We start from the raw sequence: 25150 nt of genomic DNA on the forward strand, positions 1-25150 counted from the left end.
TTCATTGAACGAACTCAACCCGGTGACCGTAGCACGAGTGAGTTCAATCAATGAACCCCCCGGCGGGTACTGTGGTGGCATGGCACTCGGCAAGGACTACGCGGCGCAGGACTGCTCGCTGGCCCGCGCATTGGAGGTCGTGGGGGAGCGCTGGACGCTCCTGATCGTGAGGGACGCCTTCTACGGCGTCCGCCGGTTCAGCGACTTCCTCGTCCACCTGGACATCCCCCGCGCGGTGCTGTCGGCGCGGCTCCAGTCGCTGGTCGACGCCGGCGTCCTCGTCAAGGACGGCCACGACTACGTGCTGACGGCGAGGGGCAAGGAGCTGTGGCCCGTCGTCCACACCCTCGCCCGCTGGGCGGAGGACCACCTGGCCGCCGAGCCGTGCCGCGTCTTCGTCCACCTCGCCTGCGGCACCGAGATCGGCCCGGACGGGCGGTGCGCGGCGTGCGGGCGGCATGTCGCGCCGGAGGAGCTGGAGATCCACGCCGGGCCCGGCGTCCGCCGCCGCACCGACCCGGTCAGCATGCTCCTGCGCAACCCGCACCGGCTGCTGGACCCGATCCGCACCTGAGTGAGCGATCCCACGGCGAGGTCGCTCACCGGCGGTGGGGACCGCGGGGTTCGCACCGGATAATCTCCACGCTCATGAAGACCGAAAGGGCCGAGCCCGCCCCCCGGGCCCGGCGCCGCCGGGGGAGCGTGCTCGGCCCCCTGTGGCGGCTGATCGACGGCGACCCGGACGACACCCGGGCCCGGATCGCCCACCGGGCCAGGGTCCTGGTGCGGATCGCCACCGGGCTGGCGAACCTCGGCGGCGCGCTGGTCGTGCTCGCCTTCGCCGTCGTCGTGCCCGACCCCGTCGGCGAGGCGTCCGAGCGGCTCCGGCTCGTCAACCTGATCGTCTTCATCCTCTACGTCACCGCCGCGGTGCCGGTCGGCCTCGTCCTCGGCGAGCGGTTCTTCCGCCGCGTGCGGCGCATGGTCGAGCGGCACGACGAGCCCGACCGGCACGAGCGCTCCCTGCTGCTGTACGGTCCGCTGCGGCTGATGGCGCTGCACCTGACGCTGTGGGGGATCGGGACGGTCGGCTGGGTCGTCATCAACGCCCCCTTCTCCGGCCTGCTCGCCGTCAAGCTCGGCCTGACGAGCCTGCTCGGCGGCCTCACCACCTGCACGGTCGTCTACCTGCTGACCGAGCGGCTGCTGCGGCGCGCGGTGACCACCGCGCTGCGCAGCGAGATGCCGCGCCGGACCGGGCTGCCCGGCGTCGTCGCCCGGTCCGTGCTGGCCTGGGGCCTCGGTACCGCCGTCCCGATCCTCGGGCTGATCACCCTCGCGATCGGGTCGTTCGTCATCGCCAGGATCACCGTGCGGGAGTTCGCCGTCGCGGTCCTCGCGCTCGGCGGCATCGCGCTGGCCGTCGGCTTCGGCGTCACCTACGGCGCCGCCCGCGCCATCGCCGACCCCGTCGAGTCCGTGCGGCTCGGCCTCGCCCGGATCGAGCGCGGCGACCTGGACGTCGAGGTGCCCGTCTACGACGCCAGCGAGGTCGGGCTGCTGCAGGCCGGGTTCAACCACATGGCCGCCGGGCTGCGCGAGCACGAGCGGCTGCGCGACCTGTTCGGCCGCCAGGTCGGCGCGGACGTCGCGCGCGTCGCGGTCGAGCGCGGCATCGACCTCGGCGGCGAGCTGCGCGAGGTCGCGGTGATCTTCGTGGACATCATCGGCTCCACCCGGCTCGCGGCCGACCGGCCGCCCACCGAGGTCGTCCGGCTGCTGAACGCGTTCTTCGCCGTGGTCGTCGAGGTGGTCGGCGCGCACGGCGGCTGGATCAACAAGTTCGAGGGGGACGCCGCGCTGGCGATCTTCGGGGCGCCGCTCGCGCTGGACGGCGCGCCCGCCCGCGCGCTCGCCGCGTCCCGCGAGCTGGCCCGCCGGCTGCGCGAGGACGTCCCGGCGCTGAGCGCCGCCGTCGGCGTCTCGGCGGGCGAGGCCGTCGCCGGGCACATCGGCGCCGAGGAGCGGTTCGAGTACACCGTGATCGGCGACCCGGTGAACGAGGCGGCCCGCCTCACCGACATGGCCAAGACCACCCCTGAGCGCGTGCTGGCGGCGGGCTCGCTCCTCGCCGAGGCGGACCCGGACGAGGCGGCGCACTGGGCGCTCGGCGGCGAGGTCACCCTGAGGGGCCGCACGCAGCCGACCCGGCTCGCCTCACCGCTCCCGGTCGAGCGCGTCCCGTCCTGATGCTCTGCGCCTGAAGAGCCTGGGCGCGGCCCCGTTCCAGGGCCTCTCAGGACGGCCCGAGGGTGGCGCCGCTCAGGGTCGTGTAGAAGGGCGATCCGGCCAGCCGCGAGCCTTTCTCCTCACCGATGTAGACGTCGGCGTGGTCCTCGCCTCCATAGCCGGGGCGGAACAAGTCGGTGACCGTCCAGCGGGCCTTCCGGAACGCCGCGCACACCTCGTCGTCGACGGCGCGGCCGTTGCCCTCCTCGCCGCAGTCGACGATCGCGAACCGCTGACCCCGCGCCAGGACGGACCTGTCGGCCGCCGCCGACGCCCACGCCCGCAGCGGGCGCCCCCGCGAGTCGCGGGTGGTGTCGTCCAGCCAGAAGCCGACGCTGTGCGACCAGTTCAGGTACCGGCCCCGCTCGGGCCCCGCGGTGATGCGCCCGCTGCCCTCGGTCTGGACGACCTTGAGGAAGTCCTTCGGGTAGGAGCCGAGCGGGGTCGTCCCGTGCGAGCAGTGGAAGCGGACGCAGCCGCGCACCGCTTTCGGCTCGCCGTGGTAGAGGCTTTCCAGCGCCGTGTAGTACGTGGTGATGCGCCACCCCGCGACCCGTCCGAGAGGCGCGAGCCTGCTCGGCGCGGGCGCGGGGGCCCCGACCGTCGGAGGCGGGCTCGCGGTGGGCGCGGGGGCCGACGGGGGCGGCGCGGTCGGCGGCGGCACGTCCGCGCCGCGCGCGCTCTGTCCGCAGCCCGCAAGGGCCCCGCACAGCAGGAGGCCCAGCGGTGCCCTGCGCCGCATCGCACCCTCCCGGCCTGGACGGCTGTCCGCCACCGGGGACACTATCCCGGTCAGTGGCCGCGAGCTATCCATTCCTCGAGATGCGGCGCCTCCGCGCCGACGGTGGTGGACTCGCCGTGCCCGGTGCGGACCGCCGTCTCCGGCGGGAGCGTCAGCAGGCGCTCCCGGATCGAGGCGATGATCGTCGGGAAGTCGGAGAACGACCGGCCGGTCGCGCCGGGTCCGCCGCTGAACAGGGTGTCGCCGGAGAAGACCGTCGCCAGGGCGGGAGCGTGCAGGCACACCGCGCCGGGGCTGTGGCCGGGCGTGTGCAGGACGGTGAGGTCCGTTCCCGCGACCGTGATGACCTGGCCGTCGGACAGTTCGCCGTCGGGCGAGGTGTCCGGGTGCCGCTGCTTCCACAGCATCAGGTCGCCCGGGTGCAGCAGGACGGGCGCGCCCGTCCGGGCCCTGAGGTCGGGCGCCGCGTCGATGTGGTCGTCGTGCCCGTGCGTGGACACGATCGCCACCAGCCGGCGGCCGCCGAGCGCCGCCGCGATCGCCTCGGCGTCGTGCGCGGCGTCGATGACGATCGCCTCGGAGTCGTCCCCGACGATCCAGACGTTGTTGTCGACCTCCCAGGTCCCGCCGTCCAGCGAGAACGTCCCGGAGGTGACGACGTGGTCGACGCGCGGCCCCGCGGTTCCGCCGGCCATCAGAGCACCACCACCGAGCGCAGCACGTCGCCGCGGTGCATCTTCTCGAACGCGGCCTCGACGCCGTCCAGCTGGATCGTCTCGGAGACGAACGCGTCCAGGTCCAGGCGGCCCTGGAGGTAGAGGTCGATGAGCATGGGGAAGTCGCGGGACGGCAGGCAGTCGCCGTACCAGGACGACTTCAGCGACCCGCCCCGCCCGAACACGTCCAGCAGCGGCAGGTCCAGCCTCATCTCCGGGGTCGGCACCCCGACCAGGACCACCGTCCCGGCGAGGTCGCGGGCGTAGAAGGCCTGCTCGTAGGTCTCGGGGCGGCCGACCGCGTCGATGACGACGTCCGCGCCGAACCCGCCGGTCAGCTCCCGCACCGTCGCGACGACGTCCTCGTCCGCGCCGTTCACGGTGTGCGTGGCGCCGAGGGAGGACGCGGTGGCGAGCTTGCGCTCGTCCAGGTCCACCGCGATGATCCGGGCGGCCCCGGCCAGCCGGGCGCCGAGCACGGCCGCCGCGCCGACGCCGCCGCAGCCGATGACCGCCACCGAGTCGCCGCGCCCGACCCCGCCGGTGTTGATCGCCGCGCCGAGCCCCGCCATCACCCCGCAGCCGAGCAGCCCGGCGACCTCGGGCCGCGCCGCCGGGTCGACCCTGGTGCACTGCCCCGCCGCGACGAGGGTCTTGTCGGCGAACGCGCCGATGCCGAGCGCGGGCGACAGCTCCGTCCCGTCCTCGAGGGTCATCTTCTGCGCCGCGTTGTGGGTGTCGAAGCAGTACCAGGGGCGCCCGCGCAGGCAGGCGCGGCACTGCCCGCACACCGCGCGCCAGTTGAGGACGACGAAGTCGCCGGGCGCCACCTCGGTCACCCCCTCGCCCACCGACTCGACGACCCCGGCGGCCTCGTGCCCGAGCAGGAACGGGAACTCGTCGTTGATCCCGCCCTCGCGGTAGTGCAGGTCGGTGTGGCAGACCCCGCACGCCTGGACGTCGACGACCGCCTCGCCGGGCCCCGGGTCCGGGACGACGATCGTCTCGATCCGCACCGGCTGTCCCTTGCCGGGTGCGACGACCCCGCGTACCTGCTGCGCCATGCTGCCGCCCTCTCGTCCGTCTCGACCTCCCCCCGACCCTACCCACGCCCCGCCCGCCTTCCCCGCCGGTCCGGCCGCGTGACCCTCCCAGGGAGCGGACGCGAGTTCACCTGCGCGCGATGCGGGTCCGGGCCGCCGGGCACGAGGCTGCCTCCATGACACGCATCACGACCCGTCTCACCGCCGGGATGCTGGCCGCCGCCGCGATCACGGCGGCGGGCGCCGCCCCCGCGTCCGCCGGTCCGTTCGAGCGACCGGCCGCCGCCCGCCAGGGCGCCGCACGCGGGCAGGTGGTCTCCGCGACGCACCTCGCCTCCATGTCCGCCGACCGGGTCCGCGCCTGGCTGGCGTCCGAGGACTTCGACACCGCGTCCGTCCGCCACGGCGTGGACACCTACCGGCTCGTCTACCGGACGGTCGACGCCCGGGGCCGCGCGGCGACCGCCAGCGGCCTGGCCGTCCTGCCCCGCAGCCGGGACCGGCGCCTCGCCACGGTCTCCTACACGCACGGCACGACCAGCTACAAGCCGGACGCCCCTTCGACGGCCGACGGCGTCTGGGGGCCCGGCGCGGCCGTCACCTACGCCGCGGCCGGGTTCGCGGCGGTCGCGCCCGACTACCTCGGCCTCGGCCTGGGGCCCGGCGTCCATCCCTGGAAGGACGTGCCGTCCGAGACGAGCGCGTCCCTCGGCATGCTCCGCGCGGCCCGGCACTTCGCCGCGTCCTGGACGGCCGGGTCTTCGTCACCGGCTTCTCGCAGGGCGCCTCGTCCGCCCTCGGCCTGGCACGGGGGCTCCAGGACGGCGCCGACCCGCACTTCCAGGTCCGCGCGGTGGCCCCGATCAGCGGCGCCTACGACTTCCGGGGCGCGGAGCTGCCCGCCCTGCTGAACGGTGACGTCAGTCCGAAGATGTCCGTCGCCTACACCACGTACCTGCTCACACCTCCTGGAACCGCGTCCACGGGGGCGTCTACGAGTCCCCATCGGAGCTGTTCCGCGAGCCCTACGCCGACCGCGTCGAGAAGTACTTCGACGGGACGACGCCCGGCCCCGTCATGCTCGACGGCCTCCCGGACACGCTGGACGAACTCCTCACCCCCCGCGGCTTCGAGGTGCTGCGCCATCCGTCCGGCACGTTCGCCGAGGCCCCGCGCGTGGACGCGGAGGTCTGCACGGCCTGGACCCCGCGCGTCCCGGTCCGCCTCTACACGATGGCCGGGGACGAGCAGGCCGTCACCGCCAACACCGACCACTGCGCCGCGGCGTTCCGGGGGCGCGGAGCCGCCGTGCCCGTCGTCGAGGTGGGCGACCGGCTCTACGGCGGCTCCCGCCACCTCGGCTCCAACCTCGCGGGCACCGCCCGGATCGTGCGCTGGTTCGGCGGGCTCAGCTGAAGTGGATGGCCTCCAGCTTGTCGGCGGCGTCGCGGTCGAGGACGGTGACGCCGGCGGCGGGCGGCAGGGGGCCGCCGCTGCGGGCGCGGGTGATCAGGGGGCGCCAGCGGCGGCAGTGGCGGGCCCACAGGGTGGCGGTGACGACGCGGCCGCGCGCGTACTGGCCTGCGCGGGCGGTCTCCGGCGCGACGTCGATGAGGATCAGGTGCAGCCGCCCGCCGCGGCGCCGGGCCAGCCAGGCGAAGAGGTGCAGGATGTGCGGCCAGGTGCCGCGCGTGTGGGCGACGACGCCGTGGCCGGCGACGATCGCGCGGCCGATGCGCCAGACGTGGGTGCTCTGGACGATCGGGGTGCGCAGCCGGACGGGCAGCGGTCCGAGGAAGCGCGCCCACCAGTTGCGGGACTGGCGGGAGTCGATCACTCGGACGTCCCCGGCGCGCACCGGGGACGTCTCGTCGCCGCGCAGCCCGTACAGGCGGTTGAGCAGCGTGCTCTTGCCGGCGCCCGGCAGGCCGGCCACCAGCACCAGCGAACCCGCCGGGTAGCGCAGCGCGGGCCCCGGGTCAGCCTCGTGGGGTTGGGGGATGGTCGACTCCTGGTCTCGGGCCGGAAGTGTGTTGGGGCCAACGAACACCCCGCACCACTTGTTCCGGCCCGGGCCGGAAGTGTCACCAGCCGCGTGCGCGCCATTCCGGGAGCGAGGGGCGCTCCCGGCCGAGCGTCGAGTCCTTGCCGTGGCCCGGGTAGAACCAGGTGGCGTCGGGGAGGCGGTCGAAGACGCGCTCCTCCACGTCCGCGAGCAGCTGCCGGAAGCGCGTCGGATCGCCCCAGGTGTTGCCGACGCCGCCGGGGAACAGGCTGTCGCCGGTGAACAGGTGCGGGCGGTCGGCGAGCTCGCCGCCGGCGTCGTAGAGCAGCGCGATCGAGCCGGGCGTGTGGCCGCGCAGGTGGATGACGTCGAGGGACGCCTGCCCGACCGCGACGGTGTCGCCCTGCTCCACGGGCTCGGCGACCGGCTCGGGGAGGGGGCCGGCGTCGCGCGGATGGGCGGCGACCGGCGCGCCGGTCGCCCGCGCCACCTCGCTCAGCGCCATCCAGTGGTCCTCGTGGCGGTGCGTCGTGACGATGCGCGCGAGGGGGCCGTCGCCGATCAGCTCCAGCAGCCGGGGCGCCTCGTTCGCCGCGTCGATCAGCAGCTGCTCGCCGGTCGCGGTGCACCGCAGCAGGTAGGCGTTGTTGTCGTACGGGCCGACCGCCACCTTCGTGACGCGCAGCCCGGGCAGCTCGCGGACGTCCGGACGCCCTCCGGCCTCGACGTTGCCGGTGTAGGTCATGCGTCCTCCCCGTCGATCGTTCGAAGACCATCTTCCATCATCGGCGCCCGCGATCACCCGCACCCCGGGTGCGCGCCTGGAATGCGTCACCAGACGCAGCCGAACCGTGCGCCGCCGGACGGACTTTTCCCCCTTCTCACCGCACCATGGGTACTGGAAGATCAGGTTCGACCCCCCCGAAGGGCGGTGAGGCGTTGGCGACCGCGTTCCGTCCCGGCCCCGGCCGGGAGCTGCCGGAGGACCTCCTCGGACAGGCCTGCACCCTGGTCCGGCTGTGCGGCCGGGACTCCGCCGTGGCGGCGGTGTTCCTCGCCCTCGTGCTGGTCGGGACCGTCACCCGGCTGGCGGCGGGCCTGCCGGGCCTCGCCGCGCTGGCGCTGCTGCCCGTCCTCGCCGGCGCGTTCGCGGTCTCCGCCGTGTACGCGGTGCGGTCGCGGCGGACGCTGCTGGCGGTGCTCGGCGAGGTGCGCGGCCGCACCGGCTCGCCCCTCGACCCGGGCGTGCCGTGGACTCCGTTCGGCTCGGCGGTGGCGCTGGACGAGCGCGTCCGCGACGCGCAGCTGCGCAGGCTGCTGTCGGCGGCGCACCGCTGCGGGGAGCTGTCCTGGCAGGCCGTCGCCTGGTCGGCGACCACCGCGGTGCTGTTCCTGTTCTGGACGCTGGCGGCGGCGGTGGCGGGAGGATGACCGGATGATCGGCGACGGCCCCGGCGTCCGGCCGGGCAGCTTCTGGGAGCGGCTGGCTCCCACCGACCGGCAGGCCCTGCGCGCCATGGGCCGGCGCGCCGACATCCCGCCCGGCGGCATGCTGTGCCACCAGGGGACGGTCGCGCCGGCCGTCTACGTCGTGTTCAAGGCGTCGCCGCGGGCCGCGAGCAACGCGGTGGCCAAGGAGTTCGTGGACTCCAGCGACGGCGACGAGTCGATCATCGACCTGTTCGGCGCGGGCGACCTGGTCGGGGCCCTCGGCCCGTGGGGGCATCCGCAGCGCGCCACGGTCGCCGCGCTCGACCACGTCACGGCGCTGCGCGTGGACCGCCGCAAGTTCCGCAGCCTGCTGGCGGCGAGCCCGCAGGTCGCCGAGGCCATGATGCACGCCGTCTCCGAGAGCGTCACCTACGGCGGCCGGCGGCACGCGGTGCGGGCCGCCGACCATCCCCAGCGGCTCGCCTACCACCTGCTGGAGCTGGCGCACCGGTTCGGCGAGCCCGCCCCCGGCCAGGGGACGCGGATCCCCCTGCGGCTCAGCCAGGCGGAGCTGGCGAACTGGGCGGGCATCTCCCGCGAGACGCTGGTGCGCTGGTTCCGGACGTGGCGCGCCAAGGGCATCATCGACCGGCGGGCCCGCCCGCTGACCGTCCTCGACGTCGAACGGCTCCGCCGCGCCGCGAGCCCCTGGGGCGACGACTGGCCGGCCGCCGACGCCGAGCGGACGCCCGAGGACGCGCGGGGGCCGGGGGAGGGCGCCGGGATCGCGGCGCGCGAACCGGTGCGCCTCGGCGCGCCGGCCGCGCCGCCCGCCGTGCGCATCCCCGCCGACAACCCGTACTTCGCCGGGCGCGCCGTCAGCCTCGGCAAGCTCGATCTGCTGGTCGGCCAGTCCGTGTGGCCGCGCGCCGTCGTCGTCCAGGGGATGGCGGGCGTGGGCAAGACCACGCTGGCCCTGCACTGGGCGCACCGGGTCGTCGACCGCTTCCCCGACGGCGTCCTGTTCGCCGACCTGCGCGGCACGTCGCGCAACCCCGTCACCCCGGCGGAGGCGATGGGGCAGGTGCTGCGCGCGGCGGGCGTGCCCGGCGACCAGCTCCCGCGGACGCAGGCGGAGCTGGCGGCGCAGTGCCGGTCCCTGCTCGGCGAGCGCCGGATGCTGCTGATCCTCGACAACGCCGCGCGGCCCGAGCAGATCAGCCCGCTGCTGGCGGCGACGGCCTCCGGGCTGGTGGTCGTGACGAGCCGCCGGCGCCTGCCCGCCCTGCTCGAAGGCGCCGACGTCCGGACGCTGGAACTGCGGGAGATGGCGACGCAGGAGGCCGTGGACCTCATCTCCAACGTCCTCGGGACGGGCGATCCCCGCCTCCGCGAGGAGGACAAGGCGGTCGAGCGGCTCGCCCGCGAGTGCGGCCACCTGCCGCTCGCGCTCGGCGTCATGGCCGGGCGGCTGGCCGAGAACCCCGGCGAGTCGATCGCCGGGACGGTCCGGGAGCTGGCCGCCCGGGACGTCCGGGACGCCGCGCCGTACGGGCCGGGCCTCGCGGGGGCGGGCCTGGTCGACGGCGCGGCGCCCGGCACGTCCGGGACGGCGCTGCTGGCCGTCCTCAGCCCGACGTTCGACGTCGCCTACCGCGGCCTGCGCCGCGGGCAGCGGGAGGCGTTCCGCAGGCTCGGCCTCGTCGCCGGGCCCGACTTCACGCCCGCCGCCCTCGCCGCGCTGCGGGACGGCACGGTCGGCGAGGCGCGCGAATGCCTGGAAGGACTGCGCCAGGCGTACCTGGTGCAGGACGTGGGGCCGGACCGCTACCGGATGCACGACCTGCTGCGCGAGTTCGCCCGCGAAAGCGGCCTGCGCGAGGACTCCGACGGCGAACTCCAGGCGGCGCAGCGGCGGCTGCTGGCCGGCCACCTTGCCGAGGCCCGCCGCGCCGGCGACGCCATGGCCGCCCGGTCCCGTCCCAGGGCGCACGCGGGGGCGGCCCGGGGGCGTCCGCCCACCGGCGCCGATCGCGCCGGCGGGCTCGCCTGGTTCGAGGCCGAGCGCCGCAACCTGGTCGCCGCGGTGCACCAGGCCGCCCGGCTCGGCCTGCACCGCACGTGCTGGGAGCTCGCCGACGCGCTGTTCGACTTCCAGGAGTTCCGCCGCTACGGCGAGGACAGCATCGCCGTCCACCAGGTCGGCCTGCACGCCGCCCGCACCGAGGAGGACTGGGCGGCCGCGGCCGTCATGCTCCACAACCTGGCGATGGCGCACTTCGAACTGGGCGACTCCGTCCAGGCCATCGGGTACGGGGAGGACGCGCGGCGCGGGTTCCGGGCCGTGGACCCGCCCGACCGCTACGGGGAGGCCGCCACGCTGGCCACCCTGGCCGACGTCCACGTGGCGCTGGGCCGCTACCTGACGGCGATCGACCACGCGCGGCGCTCGCTCGCCATCCACGGGGAGCTGCGGGACGACGCGGGAACGGCCAAGGGCCACGACATCCTGGCCAGGGCGTACCTGGGTCTCGGCGACTACGGGACGGCTCTGGACCACGCCGCCAAGTCGCTCGACGTCCGCCGCCGGACGCAGGACCAGCCGGGCGTTGCCGAGACCCTGCTCACCGTGGCGCAGGTACACCGCCGCCAGGGGAACGTCCATGGTGCGGTGTCCCATGCGCTGGAAGCGCTCGCCATCCGGCAGGAACTCGCCGACATGCACGGCGCCGCACAGGCGCTGACGGAGCTCGCGCGGATGAACGCCGCGCTCGGCCTGCGCGACCTCGCGCAGCAGGACGCCGAGCAGGCGCTGCGCACCTACCGCGCTCTGGGCGCGCGCCATGGGGAGGCGCGCGCGCTGACCACGCTCGGCATGCTCATGTGCGACGCGACACGGTTCGCCGAGGCGTTCACCTACTGCGGGCAGGCGCTGCGCCTGCACCGCGACACCAGCGACCGGCACGGCGAGGCCGAGGCGCTCGCGCAGATCGGGATCGTCCACTGGCGCCTCGGACGGTACCGCGAGGCGCGCGAGCACCTCCTGCGCGCCCTGGAGATCCGCCGCGAGATCGGCGACCAGCACGGCGAGGCCAACGACCTGGAGCACCTGTCGGTGGTCATGCGGCGCCTCGGCCGCCACCAGGAGGCGTTCATCCTCGGCCTGGAGGCCCTGGACCTGTGGCACCGGCTCGGCGCGCGGGGCGGGATGGCCGGCACGCTCGGCAGCCTGGCCCGCACGTACTCGCGGCTCGGCCTGCCCGAGGACGCCGAGCGCGCCGCCCGGCAGGCGCTCGGCCTGCGCGAGTCCGGCGGCGACTGGTACGGCCTCGGCGTCGGCATGGACACCCTCGCCTCCGTGCTGCGCCGCGCCGGACGCCCCGAGGAGGCGCTGGAGCGGGAGCTGGAGGCCCTGCGGATCCTCGGCGAGGTCGGCGACCGGCACAGCGAGGCCGTCGCCCTGGTCCACCTCGCCGCCATCCACCTCGACCTCGGGCGCGCCGGCGAGGCCCTCGCGACCGGGCGGCGCGCCCTCGACCTGGCCGCCGAGCTCGGCGCCACCCGCGAGCAGGCCCACGCCCTGCACAGCATCGCCCGCGCGTCCCAGCTGACCGGCGAGCACGCCCGCGCGGTGGAGCAGGTCACCGCCGAGATCGCCATCCGCCGCGAGACCGACGACCAGCGGGGGCTGCGGCGGGCGCTGGAGCTGCTGCGCGACTCCCACCTGGCCCTCGGCGACCAGGCCGCGGCCGCGGACTGCGTCCGCCGCGTCCGCGCCCTGGACGGCCTGCTCGCCCCGGACGGGCCGCCCGACGTGTGACCGGTGACGCGGTCGGCGGGGGCCGGGGCGCGTTCACTGGACCGGATGCACGCGATCATGAAGGCCCGGGGCCCGGCCGGATCCGGGTCCGGTGAGGAGGCGAGATGCAGACCCCCCGGTTCTGGGACGCGCTGACCCCCCGCGCCCAGGAGGCCCTGCGGCGGGCGGGCTCCCCGGTGGTGATCAGGCCCGGCGCGTTCCTGACGCGCGAGCACACCCGCGCCGCCCAGGTCTTCGTCCTGCGGTCCGGGGCGGTGAAGGTCTGGGTGGACCGGGACGGCGAGACCGCCATCCTCGACGTCCTCGGCCCCGGCGACCTGGTGGGGGAGCTGGAGGCGGTGGACGGCGGGGTCCGGCACGCCAACGCCGAGGCGCTGACGCGGGTCGAGGCGCTCGTGCTGCCCGCCGCCGGCTTCCGCGCCGCCCTGGACGCCCACCCCGGCTCGGTGTGGGCCGTCGCCGCCGTCCTCGCCGAACGGCTCCGCGACGCCGACGGGCTGCGCGTCGCGCACTTCCCCGACGACCCCGAGCGCCGCCTCGCCGGCCGCCTCCTGCGCCTGGCGGCGCGGTTCGGCTCCCCGGTCAAGCGCGAGCGCCCGGACGGCGTGGTCGAGGAGGGCGTCCTGGTCCGGGTCCCCGTCACCCAGCAGGACCTTGGCCGCTGGGCCGGCATGGGCCGCCGCAAGGTCGCGCAGATCCTCGCGTCCGAGCCGCTGCGCGGCCGCGTGACCGTCGCCAGGAGCGCGATCGCCGTCCGCTCCGCGGACGCCCTGCACCGGCTCGCGGGCGACGAGCCTCCCTAGAGGCTGTGTTTCACAGTCCCGGCCCGCTTCGCTCGCCTGGCGGCTGCGTCTCAAAGTCCGGGCCCACTTCGCTCGCCTGGCGGCTCGCTACGTGACCAGGCCTGGGGCGAACGCGGCATCGCTTCGCGATCTGCCCGGTTCCGCTCGCCTCCGGCTTCGCTCCACCGGGCAGCTCACGCGTTCGCGAGCATGGCCGAGGCCACTTCGAGAGCCCCCGGGGTCCGCTCAGGAGCCCGGTTGCTCCGCGAACTGCGAAGGCTCGTGCGGCCAGGGCGGCGGCACGGGCAGCGGGCCGTCCGGACGGACGTGCACGCCCGCGCCGTCCGACCGTCCGCTCAGCCAGCCCAGCAGCGCCCGCCCGGAGCCGGACGCCTCCGGGCCGCCGGGCGCCCAGCCGAGCTCGGCGGTCTCGCCGGAGTCGGTCGCGGTGATCCGCAGCCCGGCCAGCTCCCCGAGGAGCCGGTCCGGCAGCGCCGCCATGTCCGCCAGCGTGGCCGCCGCGGACCACCGGACGTAGGGATCCGGCCAGGCGGCGGGGCCGTAGCCGGCGGCGAGGTCGACGTGGTGGGCCTCCACCTCGTTCCAGCGGCGGAACACCGTGTACCACGGCCGGATGGGGCCAGCCTATCATCGCCCGCACCGGGGTGTTCCCGACATTCTCCGGCAGCGACCGGGCCTGCTCGGAGAACCGCGCCTGCGTCGCCCGGACGTCCGCGACCAGCGCGTCCCGGCCGCGTCCCGCGCCCGCGGCGACGTCGGCGTTGCGCCGCTCCAGGCTCGGGTACTGCGGGATCTCCGTCCCCGTGCGGGCCCCTTCCAGCAGGTTCCACAGGGAGTCGGCGTTGCGCGCGATGTGCGTCGCGACGTGCCCGCGGCTCCACCCCGGCAGCGCCGACGCGCCCCTCAGCGCGTCGTCGGCCGGCCCCTCCAGCGTCGCGGCGATCCGCTCCACGCCCGCGTCGAGTTCGTCGATCACGTCGCGCCAGTCCATGGCCCCTCCTCGGCGAAAAAGGACCCTCCATCCTGCCTCACCCGGCCCCGCGCGCGCCGGACAATGGTGATCATGGAGCTTCCGATCTGCGTGACGTGCGGCGTCCAGTACGCCGGGCCCCGCCCCGACTGCCCGATCTGCGAGGACGAGCGGCAGTACGTCGGCTGGGAGGGCCAGCGGTGGACGACCCTGGAGGAACTGCGCGCCGACCATCGGGGCCGCGTCGCCGAGGAGGGCCCGGGGGTCGTCGGGATCGGTGCCGAGCCGTCCGTCGCCATCGGCCAGCGCGCCCTCCTGCTGCGCGCCCCGTCCGGCAACGTCCTGTGGGACATGGTCACCCACATCGACGACGACCTGGTCCGCCGGGTGAACGAACTCGGCGGCGTCTCCGCGATAGCGATCAGCCACCCGCACTTCTACGGCACCATGATCGAGTGGGCGCGCGCGTTCGACGCCCCCGTCCACATCCACGAGGCGGACCGCCGGTGGGTGGCCCGCCCGGACGACGCGGTCGCCTTCTGGTCGGGCGACATCCTCGAACTGGCCGACGGCCTCACGCTGATCAACGCGGGCGTCCACTTCGCGGGCGGCCAGGTCCTGCACTGGCGCGACGCACGCGCGCTCTTCTCCGGCGACATCCTGTCGGTCGTCAACGACCGCGACTGGGTGAGCTTCATGTACTCCTACCCGAACTACATCCCCGAGCGCCCGCGCACGGTCCGCCGCGCCCTGCGCCTCCTGGAGCCCTTCGACTTCGACCGCGTCTACGGCGCCTGGTGGAAGAAGATCGTCTACAGGGGCGGGAAGGACGCCGTCCGCCGTTCCGCCGAGCGCTACCTCTCCCACGCGCTCGACGACGGGTGACCCGGGCGGGCGCGTCCGCGGCCGGAGCGCGTTCCGGGTGGTCGGAAGGGGTGCCGCGCCTCCGGCCGTGTTCCGGTGGCGGGCATCGTTCGAACACGTGTACGGTGCGATGGTGCCCTCCCGACCGCTCGGATCGGCCGGGTGGCGTCATGAAATGCAGCGGCGAGCGCCGCTGTTGAGAAGTCGGGGGATCCTGTCGCACCCCGTGGCTAGCCTTGATACCGAGCCGTAACCGCAGATCGCCGCGCCCAGAAGAGGAACCGGAAGAACGTGCATGACCGACTCATCGTGCGTGGAGCACGCGAGCACAACCTGAAGGACGTCTCGCTCGACCTCCCGCGGGACTCCATGATCGTGTTCACCGGTCTGTCGGGCTCCGGGAAGTCCAGCCTGGCCTTCGACACGATCTTCGCCGAGGGCCAGCGCCGGTACGTGGAGTCGCTGTCGGCCTACGCCCGGCAGTTCCTCGGGCAGATGGACAAGCCCGACGTCGACTTCATCGAGGGGCTCTCCCCGGCGGTCTCGATCGACCAGAAGTCGACCAACAAGAACCCCCGGTCCACGGTCGGGACGATCACCGAGGTGTACGACTACCTGCGGCTGCTCTACGCCCGGATCGGGCACCCGCACTGCCCCGAGTGCGGCCGGCCGATCAGCCGGCAGGCGCCGCAGCAGATCGTCGACCGGGTCCTGGAGCTGGAGCAGGGCGCCCGGTTCCAGGTCCTGGCGCCGGTGATCCGCGGCCGCAAGGGCGAGTACCTGGAGCTCTTCCGCGAGCTGCAGTCCAAGGGCTACTCGCGGGCGCTGGTCGACGGGCAGATGATCCGCCTGGACGAGCCGCCCAAGCTGAAGAAGCAGGAGAAGCACGACATCGCCGTCGTGGTCGACCGGCTCTCGGTGAAGGACTCCGCCCGGCAGCGGCTCGCCGACTCGGTGGAGACGGCGCTCGGCCTGGCCGGCGGCACGATCGTCCTCGACTTCGTCGACCTCCCCGAGGACGACGAGCACCGCACCCGGATGTACTCCGAGCACCTCTACTGCCCCTATGACGACCTGTCGTTCGAGGAGCTGGAGCCGCGCTCGTTCTCGTTCAACTCGCCGTACGGCGCCTGCCCCGACTGCACCGGCCTCGGGACGCGCATGGAGGTCGACGCCGAGCTCGTCGTCCCCGACGGGGAGCTGCCGCTCGGCGAGGGCGCGATCCAGCCGTGGTCGGGCGGGCACGTGAGCGACTACTTCCTGCGGCTGCTGTCGGCGCTGGGCGACGCGATGGGCTTCGACCTGAACACGCCCTGGGACCGGCTGCCCGCCAAGGCGCGCAAGGCGATCCTGAACGGGCACGAGACGCAGGTCCACGTCCGCTACAAGAACCGCTACGGCCGCACGAGGTCGTACTACACGGCATACGAGGGCGTCGTCCCCTACATCCAGCGGCGCCACGCCGAGTCCGAGAGCGACTCCAGCCGGGAGCGGTTCGAGGGCTACATGCGGGAGATCCCGTGCCCGACCTGCGAGGGCGCCCGGCTGAAGCCGGTCGTGCTCGGGGTCACCATGGGCGGGATGTCGATCGCCGAGGTCGCCGCGATGCCGATCGGCGAGGCCGCGAAGTTCCTGCTGGCGCTCGAACTGAACGAGCGCGAGACGCACATCGCCGAACGCGTCCTCAAGGAGATCAACGCCCGGCTCGGCTTCCTGCTCGACGTCGGCCTCGACTACCTCACCCTCGACCGGGCGTCCGCGACGCTCGCGGGCGGCGAGGCGCAGCGCATCCGGCTGGCGACGCAGATCGGCTCCGGCCTGGTCGGCGTCCTGTACGTGCTCGACGAGCCGTCCATCGGCCTGCACCAGCGCGACAACCACCGGCTGCTGGAGACGCTGCTCCGGCTGCGCGACATGGGCAACACCCTGATCGTCGTCGAGCACGACGAGGACACCATCGCCGCCGCCGACTGGATCGTCGACATCGGCCCGCGCGCGGGCGAGCACGGCGGCGAGATCGTCGTCTCCGGCACGGTCGAGGACCTGAAGAAGTCCGAGCGCTCCCTGACCGGCGCCTACCTCGACGGGCGCCGCGAGATCGCCGTCCCGCAGATCCGGCGGCCCCGCACCCGGGGGCGCGAGGTCACCGTCAAGGGCGCGCAGCAGAACAACCTGCGCGACGTCGACGTGGCGTTCCCGCTCGGCGTCCTCACCGCGGTCACCGGCGTGTCGGGGTCCGGCAAGTCGACGCTGGTCAACGACATCCTCTACAACTCGCTGGCGAAGAAGCTGAACGGGGCGAAGACCGTCCCCGGCAAGCACAAGCGCGTCAACGGCGTCGACCAGCTCGACAAGGTCGTGCACGTCGACCAGTCGCCGATCGGCCGCACCCCGCGGTCCAACCCGGCGACCTACACCGGCGTGTTCGACCACATCCGCAAGCTGTTCGCGCAGACCACCGAGGCGAAGGTGCGCGGCTACCAGCCCGGCCGGTTCTCGTTCAACGTCAAGGGCGGCCGCTGCGAGAACTGCTCCGGCGACGGCACCATCAAGATCGAGATGAACTTCCTGCCGGACGTCTACGTCCCGTGCGAGGTCTGCCACGGCGCCCGCTACAACCGGGAGACCCTGGAGGTCCACTACAAGGGCAAGACGATCTCCGAGGTGCTCGACATGCCGATCGAGCAGGCCACCGAGTTCTTCGAGCCGATCACGGCGATCCACCGGCACCTGAAGACGCTGAACGACGTCGGCCTCGGCTACGTCCGGCTCGGCCAGCCCGCCCCGACCCTGTCCGGCGGCGAGGCGCAGCGCGTCAAGCTGGCGTCCGAACTGCAGAAGCGCTCCACCGGCCGCACCATCTACGTGCTGGACGAGCCGACCACCGGGCTGCACTTCGAGGACATCCGCAAGCTCCTCGGCGTGCTGAACGGGCTGGTCGACAAGGGCAACACGGTCCTGGTCATCGAGCACAACCTCGACGTCATCAAGACCGCCGACTGGATCATCGACATGGGCCCCGAGGGCGGTTCGCGCGGCGGCACGGTCGTCGCCACCGGCACCCCCGAGGACGTCGCCGAGGTCGAGGCCAGCCACACCGGCCAGTTCCTCAAGAAGCTGCTCTCCTAGGCTGTGTTTCAAAGTCCCGGCCCACTTCGCTCGCCCGGCGGCTCGCTACGTGACCGGGCCCGGCCAACGCGGCATCCGTTCGCGTGCGTGACCGGGGCCACTTCGAGACGGGCCCTGGGCGCCGGGGGCGGGTCGGTGCGGGACGGGTGAGGCCGTCCACCAGGATGGAGCCATGGGAGACGAAGTGACGCCCGGGGCCGCCGAGGCCGCCGGGAGCGGGGGAGTCGGCCGGCGTGCGGTGCTGTGCGGAGGCGGGGCGCTCGGCGCCGCCGCTCTCGCCGGCTGCGCGTCCGGAGGCGGGACGAAGACCGCCGAGGACCTCAAGGGCAAGCAGATCGCGAAGGCCGCCGACATCCCGGTCGGCGGCGGCAAGGTCTACGGCGACGAGAAGGTCGTGGTGACCCAGCCGAGCCAGGGCGCCTACAAGGCGTTCACGGCGGTGTGCCCCCACCAGGGCTGCACGGTCGGCGGGGTGTCGAACGGGCTGATCAAGTGCCACTGCCACGGCAGCGAATTCAAGATCGCTGATGGCTCGGTGCAGCGTGGCCCCGCGAAGGAGCCGCTCAGGGAGTACCCCGTCCGGGTCGAGGGCGGCGGCATCGTCGTCACCTGATCACCTTTTTGGTTCGGATTTGAACCAACGTGCTCGCGCATCCGTGCTTCCCGGTGACGGACAGGAACCGAGAGAGGTCACCGGAGGGGCGGGAATGCCACACAGGTCCGAGACGCAGGCGGACGGAACGGAGCGCGCGGCGGGAGAGGGCGCGCCGGGGGAGAGCCCCGCGGGCGGCACCCGCAGGGGGCTCCTCATCGGCGCCGGGCTCGCGGGCATGGCCGGGCTGGTGGCGGCGTGCGGCGAGTCGGGCGACGGCGGGCGCGGCTCCGGGGACGCGGACGGGGGCGGTGACGGCGGGGCGGGCGCCGCCCTGGCCTCGGTGAGCGAGATCCCCGTCGGCGGCGGCAAGGTGTTCGAGGACGCCAAGGTCGTCGTCTGCCAGCCCCGCCAGGGCGAGTTCACGGCGTTCTCGGCGGCCTGCACCCATCGGGGATGCAGCGTCGGTTCGGTGACCGGAGGCACGATCAACTGCCCCTGCCACGGCAGCAAGTTCAAGATCACCGACGGGTCGGTGGCGAGCCCGCCCGCCGACGAGCCCCTGGCGCAGAAGAAGGTCACCGTCCAGGGCGGGAAGATCATGCTCGCCTGAGCGACTTCGCGCGCGCCGGGCCGTCCTCGCGCGGGACGGCCCGCGCGCCGTCGGCGTGCCGCCCCTCCGCCACCTCGTCCTCGGTGACCGGAGCCGGGCCGCCGCCCTCGTCCCCGGCGCCGTCCACGACCGGTTCGGGGCTGACGCGGAGCCGGGGCAGGGCCTCCGGATGGCGGTCGCGGATGTGGGAGACGAGGTGCTCGCGCACGTCGCAGCGCAGGTCACAGGTGCTCGCCGAGTCGGCGGCGCTCATCAGCGCGCGCACCGTGACGAGGCCGCCCGGCAGCACGTCCACCACCTGGAGCGTCCACTCCCGCCGGTCCCACAGCGGGTTCTCCTTCAGGGCCGAGTACAGCTCGGCGCGCAGGTCCTCCACCGGGACCGTCCAGTCCACGTGCAGCTCGACCGAGCCGAGCAGGCGGCTGGAGTGCCGGGTCCAGTTCTCGAACGGCTGCTCGGTGAAGTGCGACACCGGGAAGATCATGCGCCGGTCGTCCCAGAGCTGCAGGACGACGTACGACAGCGTCAGCTCCTCGACCCGGCCCCAGATGCCCTGCGTGACGGCGACGTCGTCCAGGCGCAGCGCGTCGCTGAAGGCCAGCTGCAGCCCGGCCAGCAGGTTGCCGAGGGTCGGGCGCGCCGCGATGCCGACCACCAGGCCGGCGACGCCCGCCGAGGCCAGCACCCCGGCCCCGACCGCCCGCACGGCGGGGAAGGTGAACAGCGCCGCGCCGGCGGCGAGCACCACGATGATGACGGCGGCGATGCGGCGCAGCAGCATCATCTGCGTGCGGGCCCGCCTGGCCCGCCGGTTGCGCTCGCCCTCGATCCGCATCAGCCGTGCCAGCGGCGGGTCGCTCAGCGCGTAGCCGATCCGCATGACCAGCCACGTGGACGCGCCGATCGCCGCGATCCGCATCGCGTGCCGGACCACGTCCTCGGCGTGCCCGCCGACGAACTGGTACGGCATCGCGGTGCTGGAGCTGACCACCACCGCGAACGCGAAGGCGGGCGCGGCGGAACGCCCCCCTTCCGGATCCTTGGAACCGATTGACGATCCCTTTCCGGTTGATTTGCGAACATCCGGGCGCGAAGGAGAGATCTACGTCACCCTCCGGCCGCGCGCGGCGGCGCCGGCCGCGCGGGGGCACGGCGTGTCGGTGCCGCCCATTAGGCTTTCGAATGTGGCAGACCCGGCGACCTACCGACCCGCACCCGGCTCCATCCCAGAGTCCCCGGGGGTGTACCGGTTCCGCGACGAGCACGGCCGGGTCATCTACGTGGGCAAGGCCAAGAACCTGCGCTCGCGGCTGGGCTCCTACTTCGCCGACTTCTCCGCCCTGCACCCCCGGACCCAGACGATGGTGCAGACCGCGGCGCGCGTCGACTGGACGGTCGTCGGCACCGAGGTCGAGGCCCTCCAGCTGGAGTACTCCTGGATCAAGGAGTTCGACCCCAGGTTCAACGTCCGTTACCGCGACGACAAGTCCTATCCGTATCTCGCCGTGACCCTGAACGAGGACTTCCCGAGGGTGATGGTGATGCGGGGCGCCAAGCGGAAGGGCGTGCGCTACTTCGGGCCGTACTCCCACGCGTGGGCGATCCGGGAGACGGTCGACCAGCTGCTGCGCGTCTTCCCCGTCCGGACGTGCAGCGCCGGCGTGTTCAAGCGGCAGCACCAGCTCGACCGGCCCTGCCTGCTCGGCTACATCGGCAAGTGCTCGGCGCCGTGCGTCGGCCGCGTCTCGCCCGACGAGCACCGCCTGCTCGCCGAGGACTTCTGCGACTTCATGGCGGGCAACACCACGCGGTTCACCAAGCGCCTCGAACGCGACATGCGCGAGGCCGCCGCGTCCCAGGAGTACGAGCGCGCAGCCCGGCTCCGCGACGACATCCGTGCCCTGGAGCGCGCCCTGGAGAAGCAGGCGGTCGTGCTCCCCGACCGCACCGACTGCGACATGATCGCATTCGCGGAGGACGAGCTGGAGGCGGCCGTCCAGGTGTTCTACGTGCGCGGCGGCCGCATCCGCGGGCAGCGCGGCTGGGTCGTCGACAAGGTCGAGGACGTCACCACCGCCGACCTGGTCGAGCACTTCCTCATCCAGATCTACGGCGAGAGCGAGTCGGTGCCCCGCGAGGTCCTCGTCCCGGCCCTGCCGCCGGAGGAGGAGGCCATGGCCGAGCTGCTGTCGGAGCAGCGCGGCGGGCCCGTCCGGCTGCGCGTCCCGCAGCGCGGCGACAAGCGGGCCCTGCTGGAGACGGTCGCGCGCAACGCCCACGAGGCGCTCAAGCAGCACAAGACGCGCCGCGCGTCCGACCTCACCACCCGCAGCCGCGCGCTGCAGGAGATCCAGGAGGCCCTGGAGCTGGACGACGCGCCCCTGCGGATCGAGTGCTACGACGTGTCCAACCTCCAGGGCACCAACGTGGTCGCGTCCATGGTCGTGTTCGAGGACGGGCTGGCCCGCAAGAGCGAGTACCGCCGGTTCACGATCAAGGCCGTGGAGGGGCAGGACGACGTCCGCTCCATCCACGAGGTCATCACCCGCCGCTTCCGGCGCTACCTGGCCGAGAGCGAGAAGACCGGGGAGCTCGACACCCTCGGCGACCCGGAGGAGGGCGCGCACCAGCCGATCGACCCCGAGACCGGCCGGCCGCGCAAGTTCGCCTACCCGCCCAACCTGGTCCTCGTCGACGGCGGCCCCCCGCAGGTCGCGGCCGCGCAGCGGGCCCTCGACGAGCTCGGCGTCGACGACATCGCGGTGTGCGGGATCGCCAAGCGGCTGGAGGAGCTCTGGCTCCCCGGCGAGGGAGACCCGGTCATCCTGCCCCGCAACAGCGAGGGTATGTTCCTCGTCCAGCGGGTCCGCGACGAGGCGCACCGGTTCGCCATCACCTTCCACCGGCAGCGGCGTTCCCGGTCCATGACGGTCAGCGAACTCGATAACGTTCCGGGTCTGGGCCCGGCGCGCCGCGCGGCGCTGCTGAAACACTTCGGGTCGCTGAAGCGGCTGAAGGACGCGACGCCCGCGCAGGTCGCCGAGGTCCCGGGGATCGGCATGCGCAGCGCCGAGAGCATCGTCGCGGCGCTGCACGGCGCCGCGCCGGGCGGCGGCGGGGGCGAGGGACCCGGCGGGGACGACGGGGAGCACAGGGGGAGAGGCGCATGACCAGCGACACCATTCCGGACATCGTGATCGTCACCGGTATGTCCGGGGCGGGCCGCAGCACCGCGGCCAAGTCGCTGGAGGACCTCGACTGGTTCGTGGTCGACAACCTGCCGCCCGGACTGCTGGCCACGATGGCCGACCTCGGCGGCCGGGTGAAGAACGCGGTGCCGCGCATCGCCGTCGTCGTGGACGTGCGCAGCCGCGCGTTCACCGACGACCTGCACTCCTCGATCGCCGAGCTGGAGGCCCGCGGCGTCCACCCGCGCGTGGTGTTCCTGGAGGCCGGCGACGCCGACCTCGTGCGCCGGTTCGAGAGCGTCCGCCGCCCCCATCCGCTGCAGGGCGACGGCCGCCTGGTGGACGGCATCGCCCGCGAGCGCGAGCTGGTCCGCGAGGTCCGCGCCGAGGCCGACCTGGTGATCGACACCAGCGGGCTCAACGTGCACGAGCTGCGCAACAAGATCATCGGCTTCTTCGGCAACGACAGCGGCGAGTCCAGCCTGCGCGCCACCGTCGTGTCGTTCGGCTACAAGTACGGCCTGCCGGTCGACGCCGACCTCGTCGTCGACTGCCGGTTCCTGCCGAACCCGCACTGGGTGCCGGAGCTGCGGCCGAAGACGGGCCGCGACGCCGCCGTCCGCGACTACGTCCTCGGGCAGCACGGCGCCAAGGAGTTCCTCGACGCCTACTCCGAGGTGCTGCGGCTCCTCGCCGACGGGTATGAACGCGAGGGCAAGCACTACGTGACGCTCGCCGTGGGATGCACCGGTGGAAAACACCGTAGTGTTGCCATGGCGGAACAGATCGCCGCCCGGCTGCGGGACGAGGGCATCGAGGTGCAGGTCGCCCATCGTGACCTCGGCCGCGAATGACGGCCCGCGCCGGGACCCGGCGAGGGGCCCGGACGAGGAGAGAAACCGCACGGTGAAGCCCCACGGCCCCAAGGTCGTCGCGCTCGGCGGGGGCCACGGCCTCTATGCGTCGCTGTCGGCGCTTCGCCGGGTCACCGACCGGCTGACCGCGATCGTCACCGTCGCCGACGACGGCGGCTCCAGCGGCCGGCTGCGCCGCGAGCTCGGCGTGCTGCCGCCCGGCGACCTGCGGATGGCGCTCGCCGCCCTCTGCGGCGACGACGAATGGGGCCAGACCTGGCGGGACGTCGTCCAGCACCGCTTCCGCAGCGAGGGCGACCTCCAGGGCCACGCCGTCGGCAACCTGCTCATCGTCGCGCTGTGGGAGCTGCTCGGCGGCGACGGCGCCTCCTCCACCTCGACCGTCGCCGGGCTCGACTGGGTCGGCCGCCTCCTCGGCGCGCACGGCCGCGTGCTGCCGATGGCGGCCGTCCCGATGGACATCGTCGCCGAGGTGCGCGGCGCCGACCCGGCCGGGCCCGACGAGATCACCCATGTCAAGGGCCAGGTGGCGTGCGCCAGGACGCCCGGCAGCGTGCTCGGCGTGTCGCTGGTGCCGGCCGACCCGCCTGCCTGCCCGGAGACCCTCGCCGCCGTCGACGACGCCGACTGGATCGTGTTCGGCCCCGGCTCGTGGTTCACCAGCGTCCTGCCGCACCTGAAGGTGCCCGCGCTGGCCCGCGCCCTCACCACCTCCCGCGCCCGCCGCGTCGTCGCGCTGAACCTCGCGCAGCAGCCCGGCGAGACCGACGACTTCTCGCCGCAGACCCACCTGGAGGTGCTGCAGGCGCACGCGCCCGACCTGCGCGTGGACGTCGTCCTCGCCGACCGCGCGGTGGTGGACGACCCCGAGGCCCTCGACAAGGCCGTCCAGGACCTCGGTGGACGCCTCGTCCTCGCCGACGTCGCCGCCGACGACGGATCACCGCGTCATGAACCCGCCCGTCTGGCCCAAGCCTTCGTACAGATATTCACCGAGTGACGACCGGCGCGGCCGCGATCGGCCAGACTGCTGGAAGTCCGATAGGGGGAGGGTTCATCAGATGGCGATGACCGGTGTGGTCAAGGACGAGCTGAGCAGGCTCACGGTGCTGAAGCCGTGCTGCCGCAAGGCCGAGGTCTCGACGCTGCTGCGGTTCGCGGGCGGCCTGCACCTGGTCAGCGGCCGCATCGTGATCGAGGCCGAGATCGACACCGGTGTGGCGGCCCGACGGCTGATCAAGGACATCTCGGAGGTGTTCGGACACACCTCCGAGGTCGTCGTGCTCGCGCCGAGCGGCCTGCGCAAGGGCAACCGCTACGTCGTGCGCGTCTTCCGGGACGGCGAGTCGCTCGCCCGGCAGACGGGCCTCATCGACAACAACGGCCGGCCCGTCCGCGGCCTGCCCCGGCACGTCGTCGCGGGCGCCGCCTGCGACGCCGAGTCGGCCTGGCGCGGCGCGTTCCTGGCGCACGGCTCCCTCACCGAGCCCGGCCGCTCCATGTCGCTGGAGGTGACCTGCCCCGGCCCCGAGGCCGCGCTCGCCCTCGTCGGCGCCGCCCGCCGCCTGAAGATCCACGCCAAGGCCCGCGAGGTCCGCGGCGTCGACCGCGTCGTCGTCCGCGACGGCGACGCGATCAGCGCCCTGCTCACCCGGCTCGGCGCCCACGACAGCGTCCTGGCCTGGGAGGAGCGCCGGATGCGCCGCGAGGTCCGCGCCACCGCCAACCGGCTCGCCAACTTCGACGACGCCAACCTGCGCCGCTCCGCCCGCGCCGCCGTCGCGGCCGGCGCCCGCGTCGCCCGCGCCCTGGAGATCCTCGGAGACGACGCCCCCGAGCACCTCGTCAGCGCCGGCCGCCTCCGTCTGGAGCACAAGCAGGCGTCCCTGGAGGAGCTCGGCCAGCTCGCCGACCCGCCCCTCACCAAGGACGCCATCGCCGGCCGCATCCGCCGGCTCCTCGCCATGGCCGACAAGCGCGCCGGCGACCAGGGCATCCCCGGCACCGACGCCAACCTCACCGCGGACATGCTCGCGCCGTGACTCCCAGGGGGCGACCCCCTGGGACCCC

General features: G+C 74.0%; 22 protein-coding genes and 1 pseudogene. 15 read left to right on the top strand and 8 right to left on the bottom strand.

Annotation, left to right across the window (positions count from 1 at the left end):
• The first annotated feature begins 79 nt into the window (after positions 1 to 79).
• Both ACQEU6_RS04640 and ACQEU6_RS04645 read left to right on the top strand, forming a co-directional pair.
• On the top strand, positions 80 to 574 hold the full coding sequence (locus ACQEU6_RS04640) for a winged helix-turn-helix transcriptional regulator (RefSeq protein ID WP_499329345.1): 495 nt from the start codon (positions 80 to 82) through the stop codon (positions 572 to 574).
• A 74-nt stretch (positions 575 to 648) separates the two neighbouring features.
• Positions 649 to 2250: an adenylate/guanylate cyclase domain-containing protein gene (locus ACQEU6_RS04645; RefSeq protein ID WP_499329346.1), complete on the top strand. Its 1602-nt coding sequence runs from the start codon at positions 649 to 651 to the stop codon at positions 2248 to 2250.
• 46 nt (positions 2251 to 2296) lie between these two features.
• Here the strand turns inward: ACQEU6_RS04645 and ACQEU6_RS04650 are convergent, their stop codons facing one another.
• Genes ACQEU6_RS04650 through ACQEU6_RS04660 form a run of 3 tightly spaced genes read right to left on the bottom strand, consistent with a single transcriptional unit; the run spans position 2297 to position 4811 of the window.
• Positions 2297 to 3031 (bottom strand): hypothetical protein, encoded by a 735-nt coding sequence (locus ACQEU6_RS04650; RefSeq protein WP_499329347.1) that lies wholly within the window; start codon positions 3029 to 3031, stop codon positions 2297 to 2299.
• 50 nt (positions 3032 to 3081) lie between these two features.
• Positions 3082 to 3726, bottom strand: coding sequence for an MBL fold metallo-hydrolase (locus ACQEU6_RS04655; protein WP_499329348.1), 645 nt, complete (start codon positions 3724 to 3726; stop codon positions 3082 to 3084).
• Positions 3726 to 4811 carry an S-(hydroxymethyl)mycothiol dehydrogenase gene (locus ACQEU6_RS04660; protein ID WP_499329349.1) on the bottom strand — a complete coding sequence of 362 codons (1086 nt, stop codon included), beginning with the start codon at positions 4809 to 4811 and terminating at the stop codon, positions 3726 to 3728. The genes ACQEU6_RS04655 and ACQEU6_RS04660 overlap by 1 nt, the downstream gene beginning before the upstream one ends.
• 155 nt (positions 4812 to 4966) lie before the next feature.
• Here ACQEU6_RS04660 and ACQEU6_RS04665 point away from each other — a divergent pair, with 155 nt between their 5' ends.
• Positions 4967 to 5701: a hypothetical protein gene (locus tag ACQEU6_RS04665; RefSeq protein WP_499329350.1), complete on the top strand. Its 735-nt coding sequence runs from the start codon at positions 4967 to 4969 to the stop codon at positions 5699 to 5701.
• A gap of 166 nt (positions 5702 to 5867) precedes the next feature.
• Positions 5868 to 6206, top strand: coding sequence for a hypothetical protein (locus ACQEU6_RS04670; protein ID WP_499329351.1), 339 nt, complete (start codon positions 5868 to 5870; stop codon positions 6204 to 6206).
• Here ACQEU6_RS04670 and ACQEU6_RS04675 read toward each other — a convergent pair.
• Together ACQEU6_RS04675 and ACQEU6_RS04680 are read right to left on the bottom strand one after the other, a co-directional pair.
• Positions 6199 to 6840 carry an ATP-binding protein gene (locus tag ACQEU6_RS04675; protein ID WP_499329352.1) on the bottom strand — a complete coding sequence of 214 codons (642 nt, stop codon included), beginning with the start codon at positions 6838 to 6840 and terminating at the stop codon, positions 6199 to 6201. The genes ACQEU6_RS04670 and ACQEU6_RS04675 overlap by 8 nt on opposite strands.
• 34 nt (positions 6841 to 6874) lie before the next feature.
• The gene (locus ACQEU6_RS04680) at positions 6875 to 7540 is read right to left on the bottom strand and encodes an MBL fold metallo-hydrolase (RefSeq protein WP_499329353.1); all 666 of its coding nucleotides are present in this window, start codon (positions 7538 to 7540) and stop codon (positions 6875 to 6877) included.
• Between the two features lie 194 nt (positions 7541 to 7734).
• Between ACQEU6_RS04680 and ACQEU6_RS04685 the strand changes: the two genes are divergently transcribed.
• From ACQEU6_RS04685 to ACQEU6_RS04695, 3 genes are all read left to right on the top strand, one after another.
• Entirely contained in the window at positions 7735 to 8226 is a 492-nt protein-coding gene (locus ACQEU6_RS04685) for a hypothetical protein (RefSeq protein WP_499329354.1), read from the top strand.
• A 4-nt stretch (positions 8227 to 8230) separates the two neighbouring features.
• Entirely contained in the window at positions 8231 to 12046 is a 3816-nt protein-coding gene (locus tag ACQEU6_RS04690) for a tetratricopeptide repeat protein (RefSeq protein ID WP_499329355.1), read from the top strand.
• A gap of 104 nt (positions 12047 to 12150) precedes the next feature.
• Positions 12151 to 12849 (top strand): Crp/Fnr family transcriptional regulator, encoded by a 699-nt coding sequence (locus ACQEU6_RS04695; protein ID WP_499329356.1) that lies wholly within the window; start codon positions 12151 to 12153, stop codon positions 12847 to 12849.
• 225 nt (positions 12850 to 13074) lie between these two features.
• Here ACQEU6_RS04695 and ACQEU6_RS04700 read toward each other — a convergent pair whose 3' ends face one another.
• Complete coding sequence (locus ACQEU6_RS04700) at positions 13075 to 13446, bottom strand: DinB family protein (RefSeq protein ID WP_499340579.1); 372 nt, start codon at positions 13444 to 13446, stop codon at positions 13075 to 13077.
• A gap of 64 nt (positions 13447 to 13510) precedes the next feature.
• A pseudogene (locus tag ACQEU6_RS04705) lies at positions 13511 to 13840 on the bottom strand (maleylpyruvate isomerase N-terminal domain-containing protein); the annotation flags it as partial.
• A gap of 72 nt (positions 13841 to 13912) precedes the next feature.
• Between ACQEU6_RS04705 and ACQEU6_RS04710 the strand changes: the two are divergent.
• From ACQEU6_RS04710 to ACQEU6_RS04725, 4 genes are all read left to right on the top strand, one after another.
• The gene (locus ACQEU6_RS04710; protein ID WP_499329357.1) at positions 13913 to 14704 is read left to right on the top strand and encodes an MBL fold metallo-hydrolase; all 792 of its coding nucleotides are present in this window, start codon (positions 13913 to 13915) and stop codon (positions 14702 to 14704) included.
• A 270-nt stretch (positions 14705 to 14974) separates the two neighbouring features.
• Positions 14975 to 17812 (top strand): excinuclease ABC subunit UvrA, encoded by a 2838-nt coding sequence (gene uvrA / locus ACQEU6_RS04715; protein ID WP_499329358.1) that lies wholly within the window; start codon positions 14975 to 14977, stop codon positions 17810 to 17812.
• Between the two features lie 172 nt (positions 17813 to 17984).
• The gene (locus ACQEU6_RS04720) at positions 17985 to 18425 is read left to right on the top strand and encodes a Rieske (2Fe-2S) protein (RefSeq protein WP_499329359.1); all 441 of its coding nucleotides are present in this window, start codon (positions 17985 to 17987) and stop codon (positions 18423 to 18425) included.
• A gap of 94 nt (positions 18426 to 18519) precedes the next feature.
• Positions 18520 to 19017 (top strand): Rieske (2Fe-2S) protein, encoded by a 498-nt coding sequence (locus tag ACQEU6_RS04725; RefSeq protein WP_499329360.1) that lies wholly within the window; start codon positions 18520 to 18522, stop codon positions 19015 to 19017.
• Here the strand turns inward: ACQEU6_RS04725 and ACQEU6_RS04730 are convergent.
• Entirely contained in the window at positions 19004 to 20008 is a 1005-nt protein-coding gene (locus ACQEU6_RS04730; protein WP_499329361.1) for a mechanosensitive ion channel family protein, read from the bottom strand. The genes ACQEU6_RS04725 and ACQEU6_RS04730 overlap by 14 nt on opposite strands.
• A 193-nt stretch (positions 20009 to 20201) precedes the next feature.
• On the opposite strand from ACQEU6_RS04730, the gene uvrC reads away from it, so the two are divergent.
• The 4 genes from uvrC to whiA all read left to right on the top strand — a co-directional run bounded on the left by uvrC (position 20202) and on the right by whiA (position 25122).
• Positions 20202 to 22187: an excinuclease ABC subunit UvrC gene (gene uvrC / locus ACQEU6_RS04735; RefSeq protein WP_499329362.1), complete on the top strand. Its 1986-nt coding sequence runs from the start codon at positions 20202 to 20204 to the stop codon at positions 22185 to 22187.
• Positions 22184 to 23059 (top strand): RNase adapter RapZ, encoded by an 876-nt coding sequence (gene rapZ, locus ACQEU6_RS04740; RefSeq protein ID WP_499329363.1) that lies wholly within the window; start codon positions 22184 to 22186, stop codon positions 23057 to 23059. The genes uvrC and rapZ overlap by 4 nt, the downstream gene beginning before the upstream one ends.
• A gap of 52 nt (positions 23060 to 23111) precedes the next feature.
• Positions 23112 to 24080, top strand: coding sequence for a gluconeogenesis factor YvcK family protein (locus ACQEU6_RS04745; protein WP_499329364.1), 969 nt, complete (start codon positions 23112 to 23114; stop codon positions 24078 to 24080).
• Positions 24081 to 24141: 61 nt separating this feature from the next.
• A complete protein-coding gene (whiA, locus tag ACQEU6_RS04750) occupies positions 24142 to 25122 on the top strand; it encodes a DNA-binding protein WhiA (RefSeq protein ID WP_499329365.1) in 981 nt (326 codons plus the stop codon).
• The last annotated feature ends 28 nt before the right edge of the window (positions 25123 to 25150 follow it).

The organism is Spirillospora sp. CA-108201 (genome assembly GCF_050936235.1).
Lineage (GTDB): Bacteria > Actinomycetota > Actinomycetes > Streptosporangiales > Streptosporangiaceae > Spirillospora.

Bases quoted from the DNA above. Each gene is read 5' to 3' on its own strand.
- ACQEU6_RS04725 (WP_499329360.1), top strand. From the start codon at position 18,520: ATGCCACACAGGTCCGAGACGCAGGCGGACGGAACGGAGCGCGCGGCG.
- ACQEU6_RS04695 (WP_499329356.1), top strand. From the start codon at position 12,151: ATGCAGACCCCCCGGTTCTGGGACGCGCTGACCCCCCGCGCCCAGGAG.
- ACQEU6_RS04640 (WP_499329345.1), top strand. From the start codon at position 80: ATGGCACTCGGCAAGGACTACGCGGCGCAGGACTGCTCGCTGGCCCGC.
- rapZ (WP_499329363.1), top strand. From the start codon at position 22,184: ATGACCAGCGACACCATTCCGGACATCGTGATCGTCACCGGTATGTCC.
- ACQEU6_RS04660 (WP_499329349.1), bottom strand. From the start codon at position 4,811: ATGGCGCAGCAGGTACGCGGGGTCGTCGCACCCGGCAAGGGACAGCCG.
- ACQEU6_RS04655 (WP_499329348.1), bottom strand. From the start codon at position 3,726: ATGGCCGGCGGAACCGCGGGGCCGCGCGTCGACCACGTCGTCACCTCC.
- ACQEU6_RS04650 (WP_499329347.1), bottom strand. From the start codon at position 3,031: ATGCGGCGCAGGGCACCGCTGGGCCTCCTGCTGTGCGGGGCCCTTGCG.
- ACQEU6_RS04690 (WP_499329355.1), top strand. From the start codon at position 8,231: ATGATCGGCGACGGCCCCGGCGTCCGGCCGGGCAGCTTCTGGGAGCGG.
- ACQEU6_RS04710 (WP_499329357.1), top strand. From the start codon at position 13,913: ATGGAGCTTCCGATCTGCGTGACGTGCGGCGTCCAGTACGCCGGGCCC.
- ACQEU6_RS04665 (WP_499329350.1), top strand. From the start codon at position 4,967: ATGACACGCATCACGACCCGTCTCACCGCCGGGATGCTGGCCGCCGCC.
- whiA (WP_499329365.1), top strand. From the start codon at position 24,142: ATGGCGATGACCGGTGTGGTCAAGGACGAGCTGAGCAGGCTCACGGTG.
- ACQEU6_RS04645 (WP_499329346.1), top strand. From the start codon at position 649: ATGAAGACCGAAAGGGCCGAGCCCGCCCCCCGGGCCCGGCGCCGCCGG.
- ACQEU6_RS04720 (WP_499329359.1), top strand. From the start codon at position 17,985: ATGGGAGACGAAGTGACGCCCGGGGCCGCCGAGGCCGCCGGGAGCGGG.
- ACQEU6_RS04680 (WP_499329353.1), bottom strand. From the start codon at position 7,540: ATGACCTACACCGGCAACGTCGAGGCCGGAGGGCGTCCGGACGTCCGC.
- ACQEU6_RS04670 (WP_499329351.1), top strand. From the start codon at position 5,868: ATGCTCGACGGCCTCCCGGACACGCTGGACGAACTCCTCACCCCCCGC.